Source organism: Sulfitobacter sp. 1A15106, assembly GCF_043556995.1.
Taxonomy (GTDB): Bacteria; Pseudomonadota; Alphaproteobacteria; order Rhodobacterales; family Rhodobacteraceae; genus Sulfitobacter; species Sulfitobacter faviae.
This window is the reverse complement of record NZ_JBIFFM010000004.1, coordinates 137,043-154,397: the sequence shown is the minus strand read 5'-3', so window position 1 is coordinate 154,397 and position 17,355 is coordinate 137,043. Positions and strand designations below refer to the sequence as shown.

19 protein-coding genes are annotated in these 17,355 nt (G+C 65.3%); 7 read left to right on the top strand and 12 right to left on the bottom strand.

Annotated elements, in window-relative coordinates:
- Nucleotides 1-23 precede the first annotated feature (23 nt).
- From ACGYKA_RS07775 to lpdA, 4 genes are all read left to right on the top strand, one after another.
- Entirely contained in the window at nt 24-407 is a 384-nt protein-coding gene (locus ACGYKA_RS07775; protein ID WP_271691987.1) for an MAPEG family protein, read from the top strand.
- A gap of 11 nt (nt 408-418) precedes the next feature.
- A complete protein-coding gene (locus tag ACGYKA_RS07770; RefSeq protein WP_271689334.1) occupies nt 419-682 on the top strand; it encodes a hypothetical protein in 264 nt (87 codons plus the stop codon).
- Nucleotides 679-1,074, top strand: coding sequence for an MAPEG family protein (locus ACGYKA_RS07765; RefSeq protein ID WP_394410826.1), 396 nt, complete (start codon nt 679-681; stop codon nt 1,072-1,074). The genes ACGYKA_RS07770 and ACGYKA_RS07765 overlap by 4 nt, the downstream gene beginning before the upstream one ends.
- 93 nt (nt 1,075-1,167) lie before the next feature.
- A complete protein-coding gene (lpdA, locus tag ACGYKA_RS07760; protein WP_067261927.1) occupies nt 1,168-2,556 on the top strand; it encodes a dihydrolipoyl dehydrogenase in 1,389 nt (462 codons plus the stop codon).
- A gap of 417 nt (nt 2,557-2,973) precedes the next feature.
- On the opposite strand, the gene ACGYKA_RS07755 is transcribed toward lpdA, so the two are convergent.
- Genes ACGYKA_RS07755 through ACGYKA_RS07745 form a run of 3 tightly spaced genes read right to left on the bottom strand, consistent with a single transcriptional unit; the run spans nt 2,974 to nt 5,290 of the window.
- Nucleotides 2,974-3,711: a lysophospholipid acyltransferase family protein gene (locus tag ACGYKA_RS07755; RefSeq protein ID WP_394410830.1), complete on the bottom strand. Its 738-nt coding sequence runs from the start codon at nt 3,709-3,711 to the stop codon at nt 2,974-2,976.
- Nucleotides 3,708-4,616, bottom strand: a complete 909-nt coding sequence (locus ACGYKA_RS07750; protein WP_394410833.1) for a cell division protein FtsX — start codon at nt 4,614-4,616, stop codon at nt 3,708-3,710. The genes ACGYKA_RS07755 and ACGYKA_RS07750 overlap by 4 nt, the downstream gene beginning before the upstream one ends.
- The gene (locus tag ACGYKA_RS07745) at nt 4,613-5,290 is read right to left on the bottom strand and encodes a cell division ATP-binding protein FtsE (protein WP_394410836.1); all 678 of its coding nucleotides are present in this window, start codon (nt 5,288-5,290) and stop codon (nt 4,613-4,615) included. Before ACGYKA_RS07745 ends, ACGYKA_RS07750 begins: the two co-directional genes overlap by 4 nt.
- A 162-nt stretch (nt 5,291-5,452) precedes the next feature.
- Between ACGYKA_RS07745 and ACGYKA_RS07740 the strand changes: the two genes are divergently transcribed.
- On the top strand, nt 5,453-6,427 hold the full coding sequence (locus tag ACGYKA_RS07740) for a zinc-ribbon domain-containing protein (RefSeq protein WP_394410839.1): 975 nt from the start codon (nt 5,453-5,455) through the stop codon (nt 6,425-6,427).
- Nucleotides 6,428-6,433: 6 nt separating this feature from the next.
- On the opposite strand, the gene ACGYKA_RS07735 is transcribed toward ACGYKA_RS07740, so the two are convergent.
- From ACGYKA_RS07735 to argH, 6 genes are read right to left on the bottom strand one after another with little or no spacing between them, the layout of a single operon-like run.
- Nucleotides 6,434-8,986: a DUF4175 domain-containing protein gene (locus ACGYKA_RS07735; protein WP_394438448.1), complete on the bottom strand. Its 2,553-nt coding sequence runs from the start codon at nt 8,984-8,986 to the stop codon at nt 6,434-6,436.
- A gap of 35 nt (nt 8,987-9,021) precedes the next feature.
- Nucleotides 9,022-10,287 carry a diaminopimelate decarboxylase gene (gene lysA, locus ACGYKA_RS07730; RefSeq protein WP_394410844.1) on the bottom strand — a complete coding sequence of 422 codons (1,266 nt, stop codon included), beginning with the start codon at nt 10,285-10,287 and terminating at the stop codon, nt 9,022-9,024.
- Nucleotides 10,288-10,314: 27 nt separating this feature from the next.
- The gene (locus ACGYKA_RS07725; RefSeq protein ID WP_394410847.1) at nt 10,315-10,632 is read right to left on the bottom strand and encodes a DUF2834 domain-containing protein; all 318 of its coding nucleotides are present in this window, start codon (nt 10,630-10,632) and stop codon (nt 10,315-10,317) included.
- On the bottom strand, nt 10,632-10,793 hold the full coding sequence (locus ACGYKA_RS07720; RefSeq protein WP_394410850.1) for a hypothetical protein: 162 nt from the start codon (nt 10,791-10,793) through the stop codon (nt 10,632-10,634). Before ACGYKA_RS07720 ends, ACGYKA_RS07725 begins: the two co-directional genes overlap by 1 nt.
- On the bottom strand, nt 10,790-10,969 hold the full coding sequence (locus tag ACGYKA_RS07715; RefSeq protein ID WP_271689320.1) for a hypothetical protein: 180 nt from the start codon (nt 10,967-10,969) through the stop codon (nt 10,790-10,792). Before ACGYKA_RS07715 ends, ACGYKA_RS07720 begins: the two co-directional genes overlap by 4 nt.
- The gene (gene argH / locus ACGYKA_RS07710) at nt 10,966-12,357 is read right to left on the bottom strand and encodes an argininosuccinate lyase (RefSeq protein ID WP_394410853.1); all 1,392 of its coding nucleotides are present in this window, start codon (nt 12,355-12,357) and stop codon (nt 10,966-10,968) included. The genes ACGYKA_RS07715 and argH overlap by 4 nt, the downstream gene beginning before the upstream one ends.
- Nucleotides 12,358-12,380: 23 nt before the next feature.
- Here argH and ACGYKA_RS07705 point away from each other — a divergent pair, with 23 nt between their 5' ends.
- Nucleotides 12,381-12,950, top strand: coding sequence for a TlpA family protein disulfide reductase (locus tag ACGYKA_RS07705; RefSeq protein ID WP_394410856.1), 570 nt, complete (start codon nt 12,381-12,383; stop codon nt 12,948-12,950).
- Between the two features lie 36 nt (nt 12,951-12,986).
- On the opposite strand, the gene ACGYKA_RS07700 is transcribed toward ACGYKA_RS07705, so the two are convergent.
- Nucleotides 12,987-14,054, bottom strand: a complete 1,068-nt coding sequence (locus ACGYKA_RS07700) for a Hint domain-containing protein (protein ID WP_394438442.1) — start codon at nt 14,052-14,054, stop codon at nt 12,987-12,989.
- A gap of 197 nt (nt 14,055-14,251) precedes the next feature.
- On the opposite strand from ACGYKA_RS07700, the gene ACGYKA_RS07695 reads away from it, so the two are divergent.
- Entirely contained in the window at nt 14,252-14,779 is a 528-nt protein-coding gene (locus ACGYKA_RS07695; protein WP_394410862.1) for a winged helix DNA-binding protein, read from the top strand.
- A 39-nt stretch (nt 14,780-14,818) separates the two neighbouring features.
- Here ACGYKA_RS07695 and gap read toward each other — a convergent pair whose 3' ends face one another.
- Both gap and ACGYKA_RS07685 read right to left on the bottom strand, forming a co-directional pair.
- Complete coding sequence (gene gap / locus ACGYKA_RS07690) at nt 14,819-15,820, bottom strand: type I glyceraldehyde-3-phosphate dehydrogenase (RefSeq protein WP_394410865.1); 1,002 nt, start codon at nt 15,818-15,820, stop codon at nt 14,819-14,821.
- Between the two features lie 147 nt (nt 15,821-15,967).
- The gene (locus ACGYKA_RS07685) at nt 15,968-17,248 is read right to left on the bottom strand and encodes an amidohydrolase family protein (RefSeq protein ID WP_394410868.1); all 1,281 of its coding nucleotides are present in this window, start codon (nt 17,246-17,248) and stop codon (nt 15,968-15,970) included.
- Between the last annotated feature and the right edge of the window lie 107 nt (nt 17,249-17,355).

Sequence of the window (17,355 nt, the reverse complement as noted above, 5' to 3'; positions counted from 1 at the left end):
CACATAGCGAAAGGACACAGACCATGAGTGAAACAACCCTCCTCGCCGCCTATGGCCTTCTGGTCATGCTGACGATCCTCTTGCAGGTGCTGGGCGCGACCCGGCAACTCTCGATGGGCTACCTGATGTCCTCGCGCGACGAGACGCGCACCACCACTGGCATGACCGCCCGTCTGGGCCGCGCGCTTGATAACTCCGTCGTGGCCATGGCGATCTTCGCCCCCGCCGTGCTGCTGGTCGAGATCATGGGCCGCAACAACAGCGCCACCTTGCTCGCCGCACAGGTCTTTTTGCTGGCGCGGATCATCTATTTGATCGTCTACGCCCTCGGCGTGCCGACGATCCGCACGCTGGCGTGGCTCGCAGGCTATGCCGCCACCGCCGTTCTTTATTTCCACGCGCTCTGAAAGGCATTCCCATGCAGATGATCTGCCACTTCGACGTCACCGATTTCGCCGCTTGGAAAGACGCATTCGACGCCGATGCCGAGGCGCGGCGCAATGCGGGGCTCTCGGTGCTGCAAATCTGGCAACACGCCGACAGCAGCAGCAAAGCCTCTGTCCTGTTGGATGTGAACGACCGCAAAAAGGCCGATGACTGGCTCGCCCGCTCCGATGCGCTCAGCAGCGATGACAAGGGCACCGTGACCAGTTCCACCGCCTATTTCGTGAAATCCGCATGAGCGCCGAGCTGACCGTCCTGACCCTCGCGGCCCTGCTACAGGGGCTGCAATTCGTGCTCTACGCCGTGCCCGCCAACCGCGAGCTTGGCCCCGGCTACACCATGTCGGCGCGTGACCGTGAGCCGTCGCGCGCCATGAGCGACCGCACCGCCCGTCTGGGCCGCGCGATGAACAACCATTTCGAAGGGCTGATCCTTTTCGGCATCGCCGTGGGCGTGGTGCAGATGTCGGCCCAGAACACCGCCTTCACCGCCGCCTGCGCTTGGGTCTATCTCATCGCCCGGCTGCTCTATATTCCCGCCTATGCGCTTGGCCTGCGCCCGCATCGGTCGTTCATCTGGATCATCGGTTTCGCCGCGACCATGCTGATGCTGCTGGCGGCCCTCATTTAACCCTTTCCCCCAACACCCGCAGGCAGCGGCGCTTGCACCTGAAACCCGCGCCTCATACCTTGCCTGCACCACCCGACTGCTAAGGAGACCCCCATGTCGAGCTATGATGTCATCGTGATCGGCTCCGGCCCCGGCGGCTATGTCGCCGCCATCCGTTGCGCGCAACTGGGCCTGAAAACCGCCTGTGTCGAAGGCCGTGAGACCCTCGGCGGCACCTGCCTCAACGTGGGCTGCATCCCCTCCAAGGCGCTGCTGCACGCCACGCATATGCTGCATGAGGCCGAGCATAATTTCGAAGAGATGGGTCTGAAGGCGAAAGCGCCGACCGTCGATTGGAAGCAGATGCTGACCTACAAAGACAAGACGATCGAGACCAACACCAAGGGCATCGAATTTCTGTTCAAGAAGAACAAGATCGACTGGCTCAAGGGCTGGGGGTCGATCCCCGAAGCGGGCAAGGTCAAGGTTGGCGATGAGGTCCATGAGGCCAAGAACATCATCATCGCCTCCGGTTCTGAGCCCGCAGGGCTGCCGGGCGTCGAGGTCGATGAGAAAACCGTCGTGACCTCCACCGGCGCGCTGGAACTGGGCAAGATCCCCAAGAAGATGGTGGTGATCGGCGCGGGCGTGATCGGGCTGGAACTGGGCAGCGTCTACGCCCGTCTCGGCACCGAGATTACGGTCGTCGAATATCTCGACGTGATCACCCCCGGCATGGACCCCGAGGTGCAAAAGACCTTCCAGCGCATGCTGAAAAAGCAGGGGTTGAACTTCGTCATGGGCGCTGCCGTGCAGAAGACCGAAGTCGCCAAGGGCAAGGCCACGGTCAGCTACAAGCTGCGCAAGGACGACAGCGAACATGAGATCGAAGCCGATGCCGTGCTCGTCGCCACAGGCCGCAAGCCGGTGGTCAAGGGCATGGGGCTCGATGATCTCGGCATCAAGATGACAGAGCGCGGCCAGATCGCCGTCAACGAGCATTGGGAGACCTCCGTCAAAGGCGTCTATGCCATCGGCGACGTGATCGAGGGCCCGATGCTGGCGCATAAGGCCGAGGACGAAGGCATGGCCGCCGCCGAAGTCATCGCGGGCAAGCATGGCCATGTAAACTACGGCGTGATCCCCGGCGTGATCTACACCCACCCGGAAGTCGCCAGCGTGGGCGAGACCGAGGCAACGCTGAAGGAAGCGGGCCGGGCCTACAAGGTCGGCAAATTCTCCTTCATGGGCAACGCGCGGGCCAAGGCGGTCTTTGCCGGCGACGGTTTCGTCAAGCTGATCGCGGATAAAGAGACCGACCGCATCCTCGGCTGCCACATCATCGGCCCCGGCGCGGGCGACCTGATCCACGAGGTCTGCGTGGCGATGGAATTCGGCGCCTCGGCGCAGGATTTGGCGATGACCTGCCACGCGCACCCGACCTATTCCGAAGCCGTGCGCGAAGCCGCACTGGCCTGCGGCGACGGGCCGATCCACATGTAAGACGACGGGGCGGGCCAAGGGTCCGCCCCTTTTCGTTGCGCAGGCGGCGCACGCTGCGGCTATCGCGCGTTAACACCCCTGCCCTACAACCTCCCCCGTCGCGACATTCACGGAAGACGAGGCCCCTCGCGGGTCATGTCGATACGTAGAGACATGCAGGGTGACGCCTGTCTTTTCCACCACCCTCGGCGGCGCCGCCACTTTCGAACGGCTTCCTAAATTTCTGAGTTTGCGTCCCGCGAAACCATCGTTTCAGCGGGCACTACAGCATGCCGAAAAATCGCGAAGGGCAGCGCCGACCCGCGGGGTGGTGCTGAAAGCGCCGCCCCAGGGGGGCGGGTCGGCGCTGCCCGGCCTGCGGCCGGGCGGGTCATTCCGAGAGCCCCTCGAAGACCAACAAAGGCGAGCGCCCTGCGCCTACCCCGCCTCCGCAGGCCGCCACCCCGCCTCGCGCAGCAGCGCGTCGGAATGGCTCTCCACCTCCTGCTCCAACCGCGCCATGAAGGCGCGCTTGCCCAGCCCCGGCTCGATCGGCTTAAGAAACTCCACCACAGCCAAGCCCGGGCGGCGGTAGAGGCCCCGGCGTGGCCAGAAGTAGCCCGCATTGGTCGCCGCAGGCACGCAGACCTGCCCCAGTTGATCGTAAAGCACCGCCGTGCCGACTTTGTAAGGCGCGCTCAGCCCCGGGGCGACGCGGGTGCCTTGGGAATAGATCACAATCTGCCCCGGCTCCACCCGGCCCGCGTTTACGTCTTCCATCATCTTGGTAATCGCCTGCCCGCGCTTGCCCCGGTTCACGGCGATCATTTGCATCCGCTTGGTGTATTGCCCGATCACCGGCGTCCAAAGCACCTCGCGCTTCATGATGAACTTGGCCCGTGGCAGGGCGTGGAAGATCATGATGATATCGAGGAACGATTGATGTTTGGCCGCGATCAGAACCTCACCCTCGGGGACTTGGCCGCGCACTTCGCAGCGCAGCCCGATCAGCCAACGCGCCGTCCACATGGCCCAAGCGGCATAGGTTTTGCAGCCCGCATAGGCGCCGCGTTTGGAAAACATCGCCCAAGGCGCGAAGGCCAGCCCGATCACCGGCATCGCCACGGTCACCTGCACGATATAAAGGATCGAGCGGACCCATTGCAGCAGCTTCATGTCAACTCCCTCAATGTACGCCGCGCGGCGGCCCCGGTGGCGACAAAGGCGACCGCGCCGACAAGGAATGGCACCATCAGCGGCACGGCCCAATGCCAGCCTTGGAAGCCCAAGCCGGTCAAGAATCCGCCCGCCTCGCCCGCGTCAGGCAGCAACACCACCGCGATCATGCCCAAAGCCGTGCCCGCCGCCGCACCCAGCAGCGCGCGCAGGGTGAAACGGCGGATGAAGGCCCGCGCGATATAATCATCGGTCGCCCCCACCAACCTCAGCACCGCGATCACCTGCGCATTGGCCGCAAGCGCCGCCTGCGCGGCAAGCGTCACCATCGCGGCCACCGCAGCACCGATCAACAGCGTCGAAATCCAGCCCAAGAGGCGCAGGCGGCTCGCCGCCGCGACCAGCGGCGCGCGCCAGCGGCTGTGATCGTCAAGCACCGCGCCCGGTACCTCAGCCGAGAGACGCAGGCGCAGGCCCACGGGGTCCAACCCCTCGCCTTCCTCGACCACTTCGATCAGGCGCGGCACCGGCAGGTTCTCCATCGCCAATTCCGGGCCGAACCACGGGGCGAGCAGCTCTTCCTGCTCCGCATCCGTCAGGGCACGGGCCGAGGCCACGCCCTTGGTCGTCTGCAACACCTTCAAAGCCGCCTCCGTCTGGGCCGCGCGTTGATCCAGCGGCGCCACGATCCGTACCGTCGCCGACTGCGCCAACTCCTGCCCCCAGACCTGCGCCAAACGGCCCGAGGCCAGCGACAGCGCCAAGGCAAAGACCGCCAGAAAGGCCATCGCCGCCGCTGCGAAAAGCGTCAGTTGTGCGGTGAAACCCGAAGGCGGCACAACGCGGTCGGCCTGCCGATCACCTTTGAAAATCGCGCGCAGGGCGCCCAGATCGAAGCGCTTCACAGATCCGCCCCCGCCAGTTGGATGCGCCGGTTCGCGATGCGCAGCACCCGGGCCTGCACATGCGCCTTGGTAGCGCGGATGAGGCCCAGATCATGGGTGGCGATCAACACGGTCTTGCCCATGCGGTTCAACTCGATCAGCAGGCGCAGCAGCCGCTGGGACATCTCCCAGTCGATGTTCCCCGTCGGCTCATCCGCGAGGATCACATCGGGCGACATGATCACCGCGCGCGCCAATGCGGCCCGCTGCCGCTCCCCGCCCGAGAGCTCAGGCGGCAGGGCGTCGGCGCGGTTGGTGAGGCCCACCCAAGACATCAATTCTTCCAGATCGGTGCCCCCCGCCTCGGCCCCGCGGCCCGAGACAGTGAGCGGCAGGGCCACATTCTCGGTCAGGGGGAGATGGTCGAGGAATTTCACGTCTTGGTGCACCACGCCGACACGGCGGCGCATCAACGCGATGTCATCGCGCCCCAGCCCGCGCACGTCTTGCCCGAACATCCGCAGATGCCCCGCCGTGGGCAAAAGCGCCCCGTAGCAGAGCTTCATCAAGGTGGTCTTGCCCGCGCCCGAGGGGCCGGTCAGGAAATGGAACGATCCGGGGGCGAGTTTCAGCGTGATGTCGGACAGCAATTCGCCCCCGCCATAGCTGTAGGCCACATTTTCGAGCTCTATCACGCATCCACCTTAAAAAACTTCGACCTGTTGTGCCTCAGCACCGGAAAGGATTCAATCACTCAGAACCCCAGCACCCTGCCCAGATATCACTTTTCCTACGTTATTCTAGGACATATGCTGCCCGTTACGATCTCAGAGCACCGAACGAACCCAGGAATGACCATGCGGCTGATCTGCCCCAACTGCGACGCGCAATACGAAGTCCCCGACGATGTGATGCCGGCGGCGGGGCGTGACGTGCAATGTTCCAACTGCGGGCAGACGTGGTTCCAGCATCACCCCGACAATGCGCCAGAGGCCGAAGAGGATGATTTCGCCGACGACGTGATGCGGATGAAGCAGCGCGGCCCGGATGAGGACACGGAAGCCGCCGCAGCGGCCAGCCTGCCCGATTTGCAGCCCTTCGGCGATGAAGAGGAAGACGCGCCCTTCGAAGACGATCAAGACGACGACTTCGAAGACGAATTCGACCCCGAGGAGGAAACGCCCCAACCCGCCCCCGCCGCGCCGGTGCGCCGCCCCCTCGACCCCGCCATCGCCGAGATCCTCCGCCAAGAGGCCGCGGCAGAGCAAGAAGCCCGCCGTCGCCGCCAGTCCGAACCGCTGGAAAGCCAGCCGGACCTTGGCCTAGACGATGCGCCCCAGCCGCAGCGCACGCCCGAGATCGCCGCGGACGACCATGTGCCCGAGGATGAAGACGCCCGCCGCGCCCATGAGGCGCGCCTGCGCATGGCCAAGATGCGCGGAGAGCCGGTGCCCGAGAGCGAGGTCGACGCCTATGGCAGCGCCTCGCGCCGCGATCTTCTGCCCGATATCGAAGAGATTAACTCGACTCTGCGCCATGACGGGCAAGAGGGCGCGCAGGCTGGGCCCACCCCCACCGCCGCGCTCGACCGCCCCGAAAAGCCGCAGAAATCCGGCGGGTTCATGCGTGGGTTCACTATAATGATCGTTTTGGCCGCCATCCTCGCGGCGGTCTATGTCTACGCGCCCGAGATCGCGCAGTCCCTGCCGCAGGCCGATCCCTATCTGTCATCCTATGTGGCATGGATGGATGATGCGCGGCTCTGGCTCGACGGGCAGTTGCAAGACCTGCTGGTCTGGCTCGACACCGTGGCGACCCAGTCGCAGGGCTAGGCCCGATCAGAACCGATCCAACAGCCTGTTAAGGTAATCCCGCTCGACCTCGGGCCGCTCCGCCTCGCCTGAGCGGCGGCGGATTTCGTCCAGCAACCGCCGCGCCCGGCCTTGATCGTCCGGCCCCTGCGCCAGCGGCGCGTCCGAGCTGTTGGCCCCGCTGCCGCCCTGCTCACGCCCAAGCGGATCGCGCCCCTCGCCGCGCTGATCGCCGCCCTCTGCCGTGCCTTGGCCCGGCTGGCCTGCGCGTTGCTCCTGTTCCATCGCTTCACCGAGGGCGCGCATGCCCTCGCGCAGCGCTTCCATCGCCTGCGCCTGATTGTCGATCGCCTCGGCCAGTTCATCGCGGCGCAGCGCCTCTCCGGCGCGGTTCATCGCCTCGCCCGCGCGGTCCAGCGCGTCGCGGGCCGCGTCCCCCTCAGCCGTGCCCTGCCCGGGCAAACGCCCTTGCTGGCGGCGCAGCTCGTCGCGCAGTGCCTGCTGGCGACCGGCCAGCCCCTCCTCGGCCCCATCTTCACCGGAGGGGCCGCCCTGCCCGCGCTGGCCTTCATGGCTCTCGCCGCGCCCCTGCCCGCCGTTGCGGCCTTCGTTGCCGTCACTCTCGCCCGCGCCGGTGCCGGGATTGAACTGCTCTTGCAGGTCGCGGAAGGCCTGATCGCTCAGCCCCTGTTGCTCACGCAGCGTGTCCGACAGCCCCTCCATCGCCTGCTCACCGGGCGAATTGCCGCCCTGACCCGGCTGGCCTTCGGTGACGCGCATGTTCTCCATCATTTCCTGCAACTGGCGCAGCGCCTCGGCGGCTTCGGCCATGCGGCCCTGTTCCATCAACTCCTGAATGCGGTCCATCATGCGTTGCAGATCGTCTTGGGTCATCTGCATCGCTTCGCCCTGCGGCTGCTGGTCTTCGCCCGCGCCCTCCTGCGCCTGCTGCCGCTGGAGTTGCTCAAGGTAGTCTTCGGTGGCGCGGCGCAGCTCGTCCATCAGCTCGGCGATTTCGGCCTGAGAGGCGCCGTTCTTCATCGCCTCGTTCAGCCGGTCCTGCGCGCGGCGCATCCGCTCAAGCGCATCGGCCAACACGCCTTCTTCCAACTCGATCGCCAGCGCCCAGAGGTCTTCGGCCAGATCGGTCTGCATCTCTTCGTCCAGCCCGTAGCGCGCCCGCAGTTCCAACCGCCGGATCACCTGCTTGAGCCGCAGTGCTGTCACCTCCGAGCGCAGGTCATCGCCGGGGGCGTAGGTCACGGCGCGCAACACCTGCGCGATGCGCGGCGCATTGGCGCGCGACCACAAAAGATCGCGCCGCATCTCGATCACCGCTGCCGCCGCCGGATCGAAAAAACGCCGCCCCGGCAGGGTCAGCTGGCTCACCTCGGTCAAGGCCTGCTGTTCGGAGGCGTCCAAGACCGAAAGTTGCAGCGACACCGGGAGATTGGCCCATGGGTGTTTCGAGAAATTCTCGATCAACGTCTCTTCGAAATCCCGCCGGTCGCCGCTGATCGGCATGGGCAGCGGCACGACGATCTCAGGCCGCGGCTCGGGGTCGACGGTCAGACCATAGCGTCGGTCGACGGAGGCCAGATCGAGGCTGATCCGCGCCTCTCCGGCTTCGACGCCATAGTCATCCCGCGCAAGGAACGGCAGGCTCATCTCTCCCAAGGCGGTCACCTCAGGCGGGCCGAGCCGTTCGACCTGCGGCACAGCATCGGGCAAAAGCGTGATCTGCCACGCCCGCGCGCCCGGCCCGTCGATGCTGATCTCCCCGCTTTGGCGCAGGGTGAAATCTTGCGCGGGCTCTGCGGATGCCGCCACCTCGCGGCCCGAGACGTTCTCCGCCACCGTCAACGCGCCCAATTCGCCATAGAGCCGCAGGGTAATTAACGTGCCCTCAGGCAGCGACAGCGCCCCGGCCTCAAGATCGTTGAGGTAGAGCGTCGGCTTGCCGGTATGGCGCGGCGGCTCGGCCCAGCCTTCCCAAACGGGGCCGGAGGCGAGCGTGCCACCCGCCCCGCCGGGGGCCAGATGCGTCACCTCGGCCAACCGCCAGACGGAGCCAAAGACAAGCGCCACGATGAACCCAAGCAGCGCCACATAGCGCAGCGCATAGGGATCGGCCTGCGCGACCCGAAGGTCGCCCTTCACCGGCTTGGCCGCAGCCGCCCGCGCAGCCATGCGCCGCTGATGCGCCTGCCAGACGGCCGCCGAGGCGGCATCGCTTGCGCCAATCGCCTGATCGTCCAAGAGCGCCCGGATGGGCCGCCCCGGAAGGCTGGCATCCAACCGCGCCAGCGCCGCTGCACGGGACGGCAGACGGAAACGGCGCAGCGCAAAGAACAAAGCAAAGAGGGCCGCAAAACCGACGACGGCCAGCACGGCCCAAAGCGCGCCGCCTGCCAGAGCATCCTGCGCCCCCATCATCAGCGCCGCCAACACCGCCAGCACCAGCGCCAGCATGGGCCAGAACGCCTGCACCAGCGCCTCGGCCAGCATCCCCGCCCAGGTCAGTCGCAGGGGCCAACGCAAAGCGCGCAGCCCGTCTGTCCTGTCAGCGGATCTCTCCATGCGTCACGCTCCGGTGGCCCGGCGGCGGGATGCCGTCAAAGCCATTCAGGGATGGTATCGCGGTTTATCATTTCGTCAAAGCTTGGCCGTGGGCGGATAACCGCGAATTGATCGCCGTTCACCAGCACCTCGGGGATCAGGGGTCGCGAATTATACTCGCTGCTCATCACCGCGCCGTAAGCCCCGGCAGAGCGGAAGGCCACCAGATCGCCTGAGCCCAGCACCGGCATCATCCGCTGCTTGGCGAAAGTATCGCCGGATTCGCAGACCGGACCCACGATATCGACGGGGCGCGGTTCGGCCCCCGGGGCGGGTTCGTTCAGCGGCACGATGTCATGCCATGCGTCATACATCGCGGGGCGGATCAGATCGTTCATCGCGGCATCGAGGATCAGGAAATCGCGGCCCTCGCCGGATTTGAGATAGACCACCTCGCTCACCAGCACACCTGCGTTGCCCGCGATCAAGCGGCCGGGCTCGATCTCGACCTCGCAGCCCAGATGCCCCAGCGTGCGCTGCACCATCGCACCGTAATCCGTGGGCAGCGGCGGGGCGGAATTCGACCGCTCGTAAGGGATGCCCAAGCCGCCGCCAAGGTCGAGCCGCCGGATGTCATGGCCATCGGCCCGCAGCACCTCGGTCAGTTCCGCGACCTTGCCGTAGGCCTGCTCAAAGGGGGCGAGATCGGTCAACTGGCTGCCGATATGCACGTCGATGCCGACAATCTTGAGCCCCGGCAGTTTGGCCGCCATCGCATAGACTTCGCGGGCGCGGGCGATGGGGATGCCGAACTTATTCTCGCTCTTGCCGGTGGCGATCTTGGCGTGGGTTTTCGCGTCCACATCCGGGTTTACGCGGATGGTGATCGGGGCCACTTTGCCCAATTCCCGCGCCACGACATCCAGCAGGATCATCTCCGGTTCGCTCTCGACGTTGAACTGGCGGATGCCCCCCGTCAGCGCCAGCTCAATCTCTTCCCGGGTCTTACCAACGCCGGAGAAGACAATCTTATCGCCCGGCACGCCTGCCGCTTTCGCCCGGCGGTATTCCCCGCCCGAGACCACATCCATCCCCGCGCCCGCCTGCGCCAACGTGCGCAAGACGGCTTGGTTGGAGTTCGCCTTCATCGCGTAGCAGACCAGATGGTCCATCCCCGACAGCGCATCGTCAAAAAGGTGGAAATGGCGCAGCAGCGTGGCGGTGGAATAGACATAGACGGGCGTGCCCACGGCGGCGGCAATCTCGGCGAGGCTTACGTCTTCGGCGTGCAACACACCGTCTTTATAGAGAAAATGATCCATCTGCGCTTGGCCCCATGTCGTCGCCGCTTATCTGATGGGCGCTGTCCGCAGGAACAGATAGAGCGGCAGGCCACAACTCACCCCAATACAGAACGTGGCGGGAATGGCAATCAGGCTGAGGAAATTGCGCCGCACGGCGACCTCGGCAATGATCCAGATGGTCAAAGTGACGGCAGCGATGGTCAGATCCCAGACCAGCCCGCTGGCGGCGGCATTGGCGTGCCAAGCGTCCACCATGGCGCTCAGGCTCCAGCCTTCGGCGTTGAACCATGTGACGAAGTAATACATCGGATGCACCGCACCCCAGACCGCGAGGGCGAGGTAGAGCATCCGCAAAGGCGACATCAGAAACTCTTGACCACGCCGACGGTGGCATAGCCCGACAGGCTGATCCCCGGCTCGGTCGGCGGTGTCGGCGCGGCCTGCCGTGGGCTGGGCTGCGGCGGGGTGCAAGCGGCCAAAGCAAGCCCCCCGGCCACCAGCGTGATCTGCAACAGCGGCCTCACGACCCGGCCCCAAGCGAGACGGAGAACGGCCCCCGGCGCAGCCCCACCGCTGTGCCTACCGAGACGCCCGACGAGGACATGGTGATGCTGCTGCTCGCCGTGGGCCGCACCGGTTCGCCATCCGCGCCACAGGCGGCAAGGCTCAACAGGGAAAGGGCCGCAAGGAGGCGTTTCACTTCAGGATTTCCTTCCAACGCGCGATCTGGGCACGCACCTGCGCAGGCGCGGTGCCGCCATAGGACATGCGCGAGTTTACCGAATTTTCGACGCCAAGCACATCAAAAACGTCCGACGTGATCTCGGCATGGACCGATTGCATCTGCTCCAGCGTCAGGTCGGGCAGATCGCAGCCCTGCGCCTCGGCCATGGCCACCAGCGTGCCGGTCACGTGATGCGCGTCGCGGAACGGCAGGTTCGGCACGCGCACCAGCCAGTCGGCAAGATCGGTGGCGGTGGAGAAACCCGAGCCCGCGGCAGCGGCAAGGTTCTCGCGCTCGGCGGTCATGTCACCCACCATCCCGGTCATCGCGGCCAGCGCCAGCATCAGGTTGTCGGCAGCGTCGAAGACCTGCTCTTTGTCCTCCTGCATGTCCTTGGAATAGGCCAGCGGCAGCCCCTTCATCACCATCATCAGGGCGGTGTTGGCCCCAAAAATGCGCCCCACCTTGGCGCGAATGAGCTCGGCGGCATCGGGGTTCTTTTTCTGCGGCATGATCGAAGAGCCGGTCGAGAAGCGATCCGACAGCGCCACGAAACGGAACTGCGCGGAGGACCAGATCACCAGTTCCTCGGCGAAGCGCGACAGGTGCATGGCGCAGATGCTGGCGGCTGACATGAATTCCAGCGCGAAGTCGCGGTCGCTCACCGCGTCGAGGGAGTTCGCGGCGGGGCGGTCGAAACCAAGCGCCTCTGCCGTCATCTCGCGGTCGATCGGGAAGGAGGTGCCAGCCAATGCGGCGGCCCCCAGCGGGCATTCGTTCATCCGCGCCCGCGCATCGCGGATGCGCGACAGGTCACGGCCAAACATCTCGACATAGGCCATCATGTGATGCCCCCATGTCACGGGCTGCGCGGTTTGCAGATGCGTAAAGCCCGGCATGACCCAATCGGCCCCCGCTTCGGCCTGAGACAAAAGCGCGCGGATCAGGGCTTGCAGCCCCTCATCGGCCGCGTCCAACTGGTCACGCACCCAGAGTTTGAAATCGGTCGCGACTTGGTCATTACGGCTGCGGCCCGTGTGCAGGCGGCCTGCGGGCTCACCAATCAGGTCTTTCAGCCGCGCCTCCACGTTCATGTGGATGTCTTCGAGCGCGGCGGAGAATTCGAACCGGCCCTCTTCGATCTCTGACAAGATTGTGAGAAGCCCTTCCCGTATCGCGTCAGCGTCGTTATCAGTCAGGATGCCTGTGGCTGCCAGCATGGCGGCATGGGCACGCGACCCTTTGATGTCTTGCGCGGCCATCCGTTTGTCGAACCCGATCGAGGCGTTGATCGCCTCCATGATCGCATCCGGTCCGGCGGCGAAACGCCCGCCCCACATTTTGTTCGAGGTCGTGTCGGTCATGTTGAATACCCTTGGAGGGACGTATGAAAAATCTTGTTCTCGGCCTCGTTTATACGCTGCTTGTCGCAGGTGCAAACCCCGCCCTTGCCGGAACGGCTGACATCGCGGGGCTGCGCGAAGGGGACATGAAGAAACTCGTGATCCATGACGCGCCGCAGGCGGCGTCTGACGTGACCTTTGAGCGTGTGGACGATGGCGAGGCGATGTCGCTGGCGGATTACGAAGGCAAGATCGTGTTGGTGAACTTCTGGGCCACATGGTGCGCGCCCTGCCGCAAGGAAATGCCGCAGTTGAATGCCCTGCAAAAGGAATTCGGCGGCGATGATTTTCAGGTGCTGACCATCGCCACGGGGCGTAACTCAGAAGAAGGGATCAAACGCTTCTTTGAGGAAGCGGGCGTCGACAGCCTGCCCCGTCACCAAGACCCGAAGCAAAAGCTTGCCAGCCAGATGGGCGTGTTCGGCCTGCCGATCAGCGTGATCCTAGACCGCGAGGGGCGCGAGATTGCCCGGTTGCAGGGCGATGCGAAATGGGATTCCGACAGCGCACGGGCGATCATCGCGGCCCTGATCGAAGAAGGCGCCGAAAGCTAAGCGCCCAACGCAAGGCCGGGCGCCCGGACCCGGCCTTCACGCCACATGCCGCAGGATCGCCGCCTCCGAAGTGCTGAGATTGCGCCGCGCGAAACCGCCATAGCTGTGCGGGTCCGTCTCAAGCTGCGGATAGGCCTCCAGCAGCCGCGCCCGGTCCTGCGCGCCAAGGCTGGTGAGCGGGGCCGAGGCGGGATGAAAGCTTTCCGTCTCGACCCCATTGGCCCACATCACCTGATGTTCGGCCAGCAACACATGGACATAGGTCACCTCGCGCAGGGACATATCGCTGGCCACGCTGTGGCCGTTGATCAGGTCCTTGGCGGCGACCAGCACTTCGTCACAGTTGAACAGATCACGGGCCTGAGCGCCTTGCAGCACGATCCGGTGATCGGGGGAGACCAGCAGCGGGGCGTCGGGCTGGGCAATCCCCAAGGCTCCGGGGCGGAAGCGCACGGGGCGCAGATGCGGCATGGCATGTAGCCGCGCGCCGGTCATCCGGCGGCTGCCGATCCACTCCAGCGGCTGCGCGCCATTGTCCTTCGTCTGGATCAGATCGCCCTCGCGCAACTCTTCGATCAGGGCGCTGCCCTTGGGGGTCCGGATGGGGGTGCCGGGGGTGAAACAGATCACCCCGCCGCCCTCGGGCCGGTCATCGCGCGCCGGGGTCAGGGTGCTGTGCATCACCCAAAGCTCGCTGTTGCGCGGGGGCATTTCATCGACGAACATCAGCAGCGGCATCCGCCCCGGGCCTGCGTCAATCAGGGTGACGGTATAGGTCCGCGCGCCATTGGTGACCATGAAGCTGTCGTCGGGCAGCGGGGCCGTGCCCAGATCGCGCCGCGGTGCGGGCGGCAGTATGCCCCCCTCCTCAAGCGCGGCCCCGATCAGGCGCTGCACCTTGCGGGCCGCGCGTTTGCGCAGCCGCTCTGCCCCGTCCGCCATATCCAGCCGCAGCACATCATTCGGCCCATCCACCCGGATGGTATCCCCGCGCCACGCCCAGGCCGAGCCCAGTTTGAGCGACTGCACCGGCGCGGCCTCCAGACCGTCGATCTCTGTTTGCGACCAGCTGATGACAAACGTGCCCCGAAAGCCCGTTTTCATGACTGCTCTGCCTGCCTCTTTATTATTACCGTTAGCCTAGCAAAGGCGGGGCGCTCGCGAAAGATGGCGTGAATGTGGCGGCGCAACCTGTTGCAAATTGATCTTCACCCCTGCGGCACCGGCGAAGCGCTGCGAAACGCTTGTAAATTGTCAGCGTCTTGGTAACGTCAGAGGGGTCAAACAGCCGGAGGCACCGCATGTCGGAAGAAGTACCCCCCACCCCGTCACGCCGCATCGTCTCTTCACGTCACTTGGCCGAGGGCGATGGCTGGGAGGCCTCCGAACTCGAATACGGCATGATCATCGCCTACAACGCCTTCACGCGCTGGATGTCGCGCTGCATGGCGGCGGCGGGCAATGGCGATCTGACGCCGCTGGAAATCCTCGTGCTGCACAACGCCAACCACCGGGGCCGGGAGAAGCGGCTGACGGATATCTGCTTCCTGCTCAACATCGAAGACACGCATACGGTGAACTACGCCCTTCGCAAGCTGGTGAAGGCCGAATTGCTAAGCGCAGAGAAGCGCGGCAAGGAGGTGTTCTATCGCACCTCGCCTGCGGGCGCCGAGCTGTGCGAAGCCTATCGCGCGATCCGTCAGGCGTGTTTTCTGGATGGCTTGCCGCGCACCGATATCTCGGGCGACGAACTGCGCAAGATTGCGGCGCAGCTTCGGGCGATGTCGGGGCAATATGACCAAGCGAGCCGCGCGGCGGCCTCACTGTAGAGCGCGGGCGCGAGGGCTGCCCCCCGCGCCGGCAATAGCTTAAATCAGCGCGGCAATGGCGCGCGCAGTGTCGTTCATGCGGTTCGAGAAACCCCATTCATTGTCATACCAGCTGACCACGCGGATCATGCCGCCATCGGTCACCCGCGTCTGATCGGGCGCGAGGGTGGAGGAATGCGGATCGTGGTTGAAATCGGTCGAGACCAGCGGCGCGGGCTCATAGGCCAACACGCCTTTCAACGCGCCATTGGCGGCCTCTTGCATCGCGGCGTTCACCGCCTCTGCCGTGGCGGGTTTCTTGGGCATGATGCACAGGTCCACGAGCGAGACATTGGCCGTCGGCACCCGCACGGCGGAGCCTTCGAGCACGCCTTTCAGATGGGGGATCACCTCGGAAATCGCGGCGGCGGCGCCGGTCGAGGTGGGCACCATCGACAGGGCGGCGGCACGGCCACGATAGGGGTCGCGGTGCGGGCTGTCATGGGTCGGCTGGTCGCCGGTATAGGCGTGGATCGTGGTCATATAGCCGGTCTCGATTCCGAAGGTATCGTCGAGCACTTTGGCCACGGGGGCGAGGCAGTTGGTGGTGCAGGACGCGTTGGAGACGATCACGTCTTCGCCTGTCAACTCGTCATGGTTGACGCCGTAGACCACGGTGCGGTCCACGCCCTTGCCGGGGGCCGAGATCAACACGCGTTTGCTGCCATTCTCCAGATGTTTCGCCGCCGCGTCGCGGGCGGTGAAGAAACCGGTGCATTCATAGGCCACATCGACGTCGCCCCAAGGCAGCTTCGCCGGGTCGCGCTCTGCCGTCATGCGGATGCTCTGGCCCGCCACATGCAGGGTGCCGTCCTTCAATTCCGCATCCACCGGCAGGCGGCCATGGACGGAGTCGTATTTCAGCAGGTGCAGCAGGTTCTCGGCATCGGTCAGGTCGTTGATGGCAACGACTTCGATCCCGTCAAAGCCGTTCTCGATCAGCGCGCGCAGCACGCAGCGTCCGATGCGGCCAAAGCCGTTGATGGCGATTTTAGTGGTCATGGTGAGTCCTCCGGTGGCCCGGTTTCGGGCGGATTGGCGCGGTTAGCGCTAACATAGCATTGGGTGTGATGGAGTTCAATTGGCCAGAGGTAGGAAATCGGCACCCGGTTTCAAGGCGCCGATTTTGGGCCTGCTTTCAGCCCGGGTTTACGAATGCGCGCTATGGCGGCGGCGCACGCTGTCGGGCCGCCCCGGCAGGCTGAGCCGTGCGTCATTGCGCGCCTGTTGTGAGATCACGCGGCCCTTAGCCACGACGCAGAGCCGGTCGGGCCGCAGGCGCAACGCCTCGATCGGGTTGCCCGCGTCCAGTACCACCAGCGAGGCGGTCGCGCCGACGCGCAGCCCGTAGTCCTGCAACCCGAGGATCCGCGCGTTCACATTCGTCACCATGTCAAAACAGCGGCGCATTTCCTCTGGCGAGGTCATCTGCGCCACATGCAGCCCCATAAAGGCCACGTCGAGCATGTCGCCCGTGCCCATGGAATACCACGGGTCCATGACGCAGTCCTGCCCCCAGCCGACGTCGATGCCCATGGCCTGCATCTCTTTCACCCGGGTCAGGCCGCGGCGTTTCGGGTAGGTATCGTGACGGCCCTGCAAGGTGATGTTGATCAGCGGGTTGGGGATCGCGGCGACTTGGGCTTCGGCCATCAGCGGCAGCAGTTTCGAGACGTAGTAATTGTCCATCGAATGCATCGAAGTGAGATGCGAGCCGGCCACCCTGCCCTGCAGGCCGAGGCGTTGGGTCTCATAGGCCAGCGTCTCGATATGGCGCGAATGGGGGTCGTCGGTCTCGTCGCAATGCAGGTCGACCATGAGGCCGCGTTCTGCGGCGAGCTCGCATAGGGCGGTGACGGAGCGCGCGCCGTCGGCCATGGTGCGTTCGAAATGCGGGATGCCGCCCACCACGTCGACACCCATATCGAGGGCGCGAATGGTGTTCTCATGCGCCGTGGGGTCGCGGTAGAGCCCGTCTTGCGGGAAGGCGACGAGTTGCAGGTCGATGTAGTCCTTCACCGTCTCGCGCACGTCGAGCAGGGCTTCGACGCCCAAAAGGCGGTCGTCGCAGGTGTCGACATGGCTGCGGATCGCCAGAAGGCCCAGCGAGGCGGCCCAATCGCAGTATTCCAGTGCTCGGGCTTTGACCTCGTCTTGGGTCATGACCTCTTTGAGCTCGCCCCAGAGGCCGATGCCCTCCAGAAGCGTGCCGGATGCGTTGATCCGCGGGGTGCCGTAGCTGAGCGTGGCGTCCATGTGGAAATGCGGGTCGACGAAGGGCGGGCTGACGAGGTCGCCGCTGGCGTCAATGGTCTCGCGGGCCTCTGCCGTGGAGAGGTCTTCGATGGCGGTGATGCGGTCGCCCTTGATGCCGATGTCGGTGCTGCGGCCGTCTGGGAGCGTGCCGCCTTTGATGATGAGGTCGAACATGGTTTGGTCCTTGTGACTGCGGGGCTGAATACCACGAAGGGCAGTCCCCGGCCGCGGGTGGGGGGTGAAAGCCCCCGCCCGGGGGGCGGCCGGGGGCTGCCCGGCCT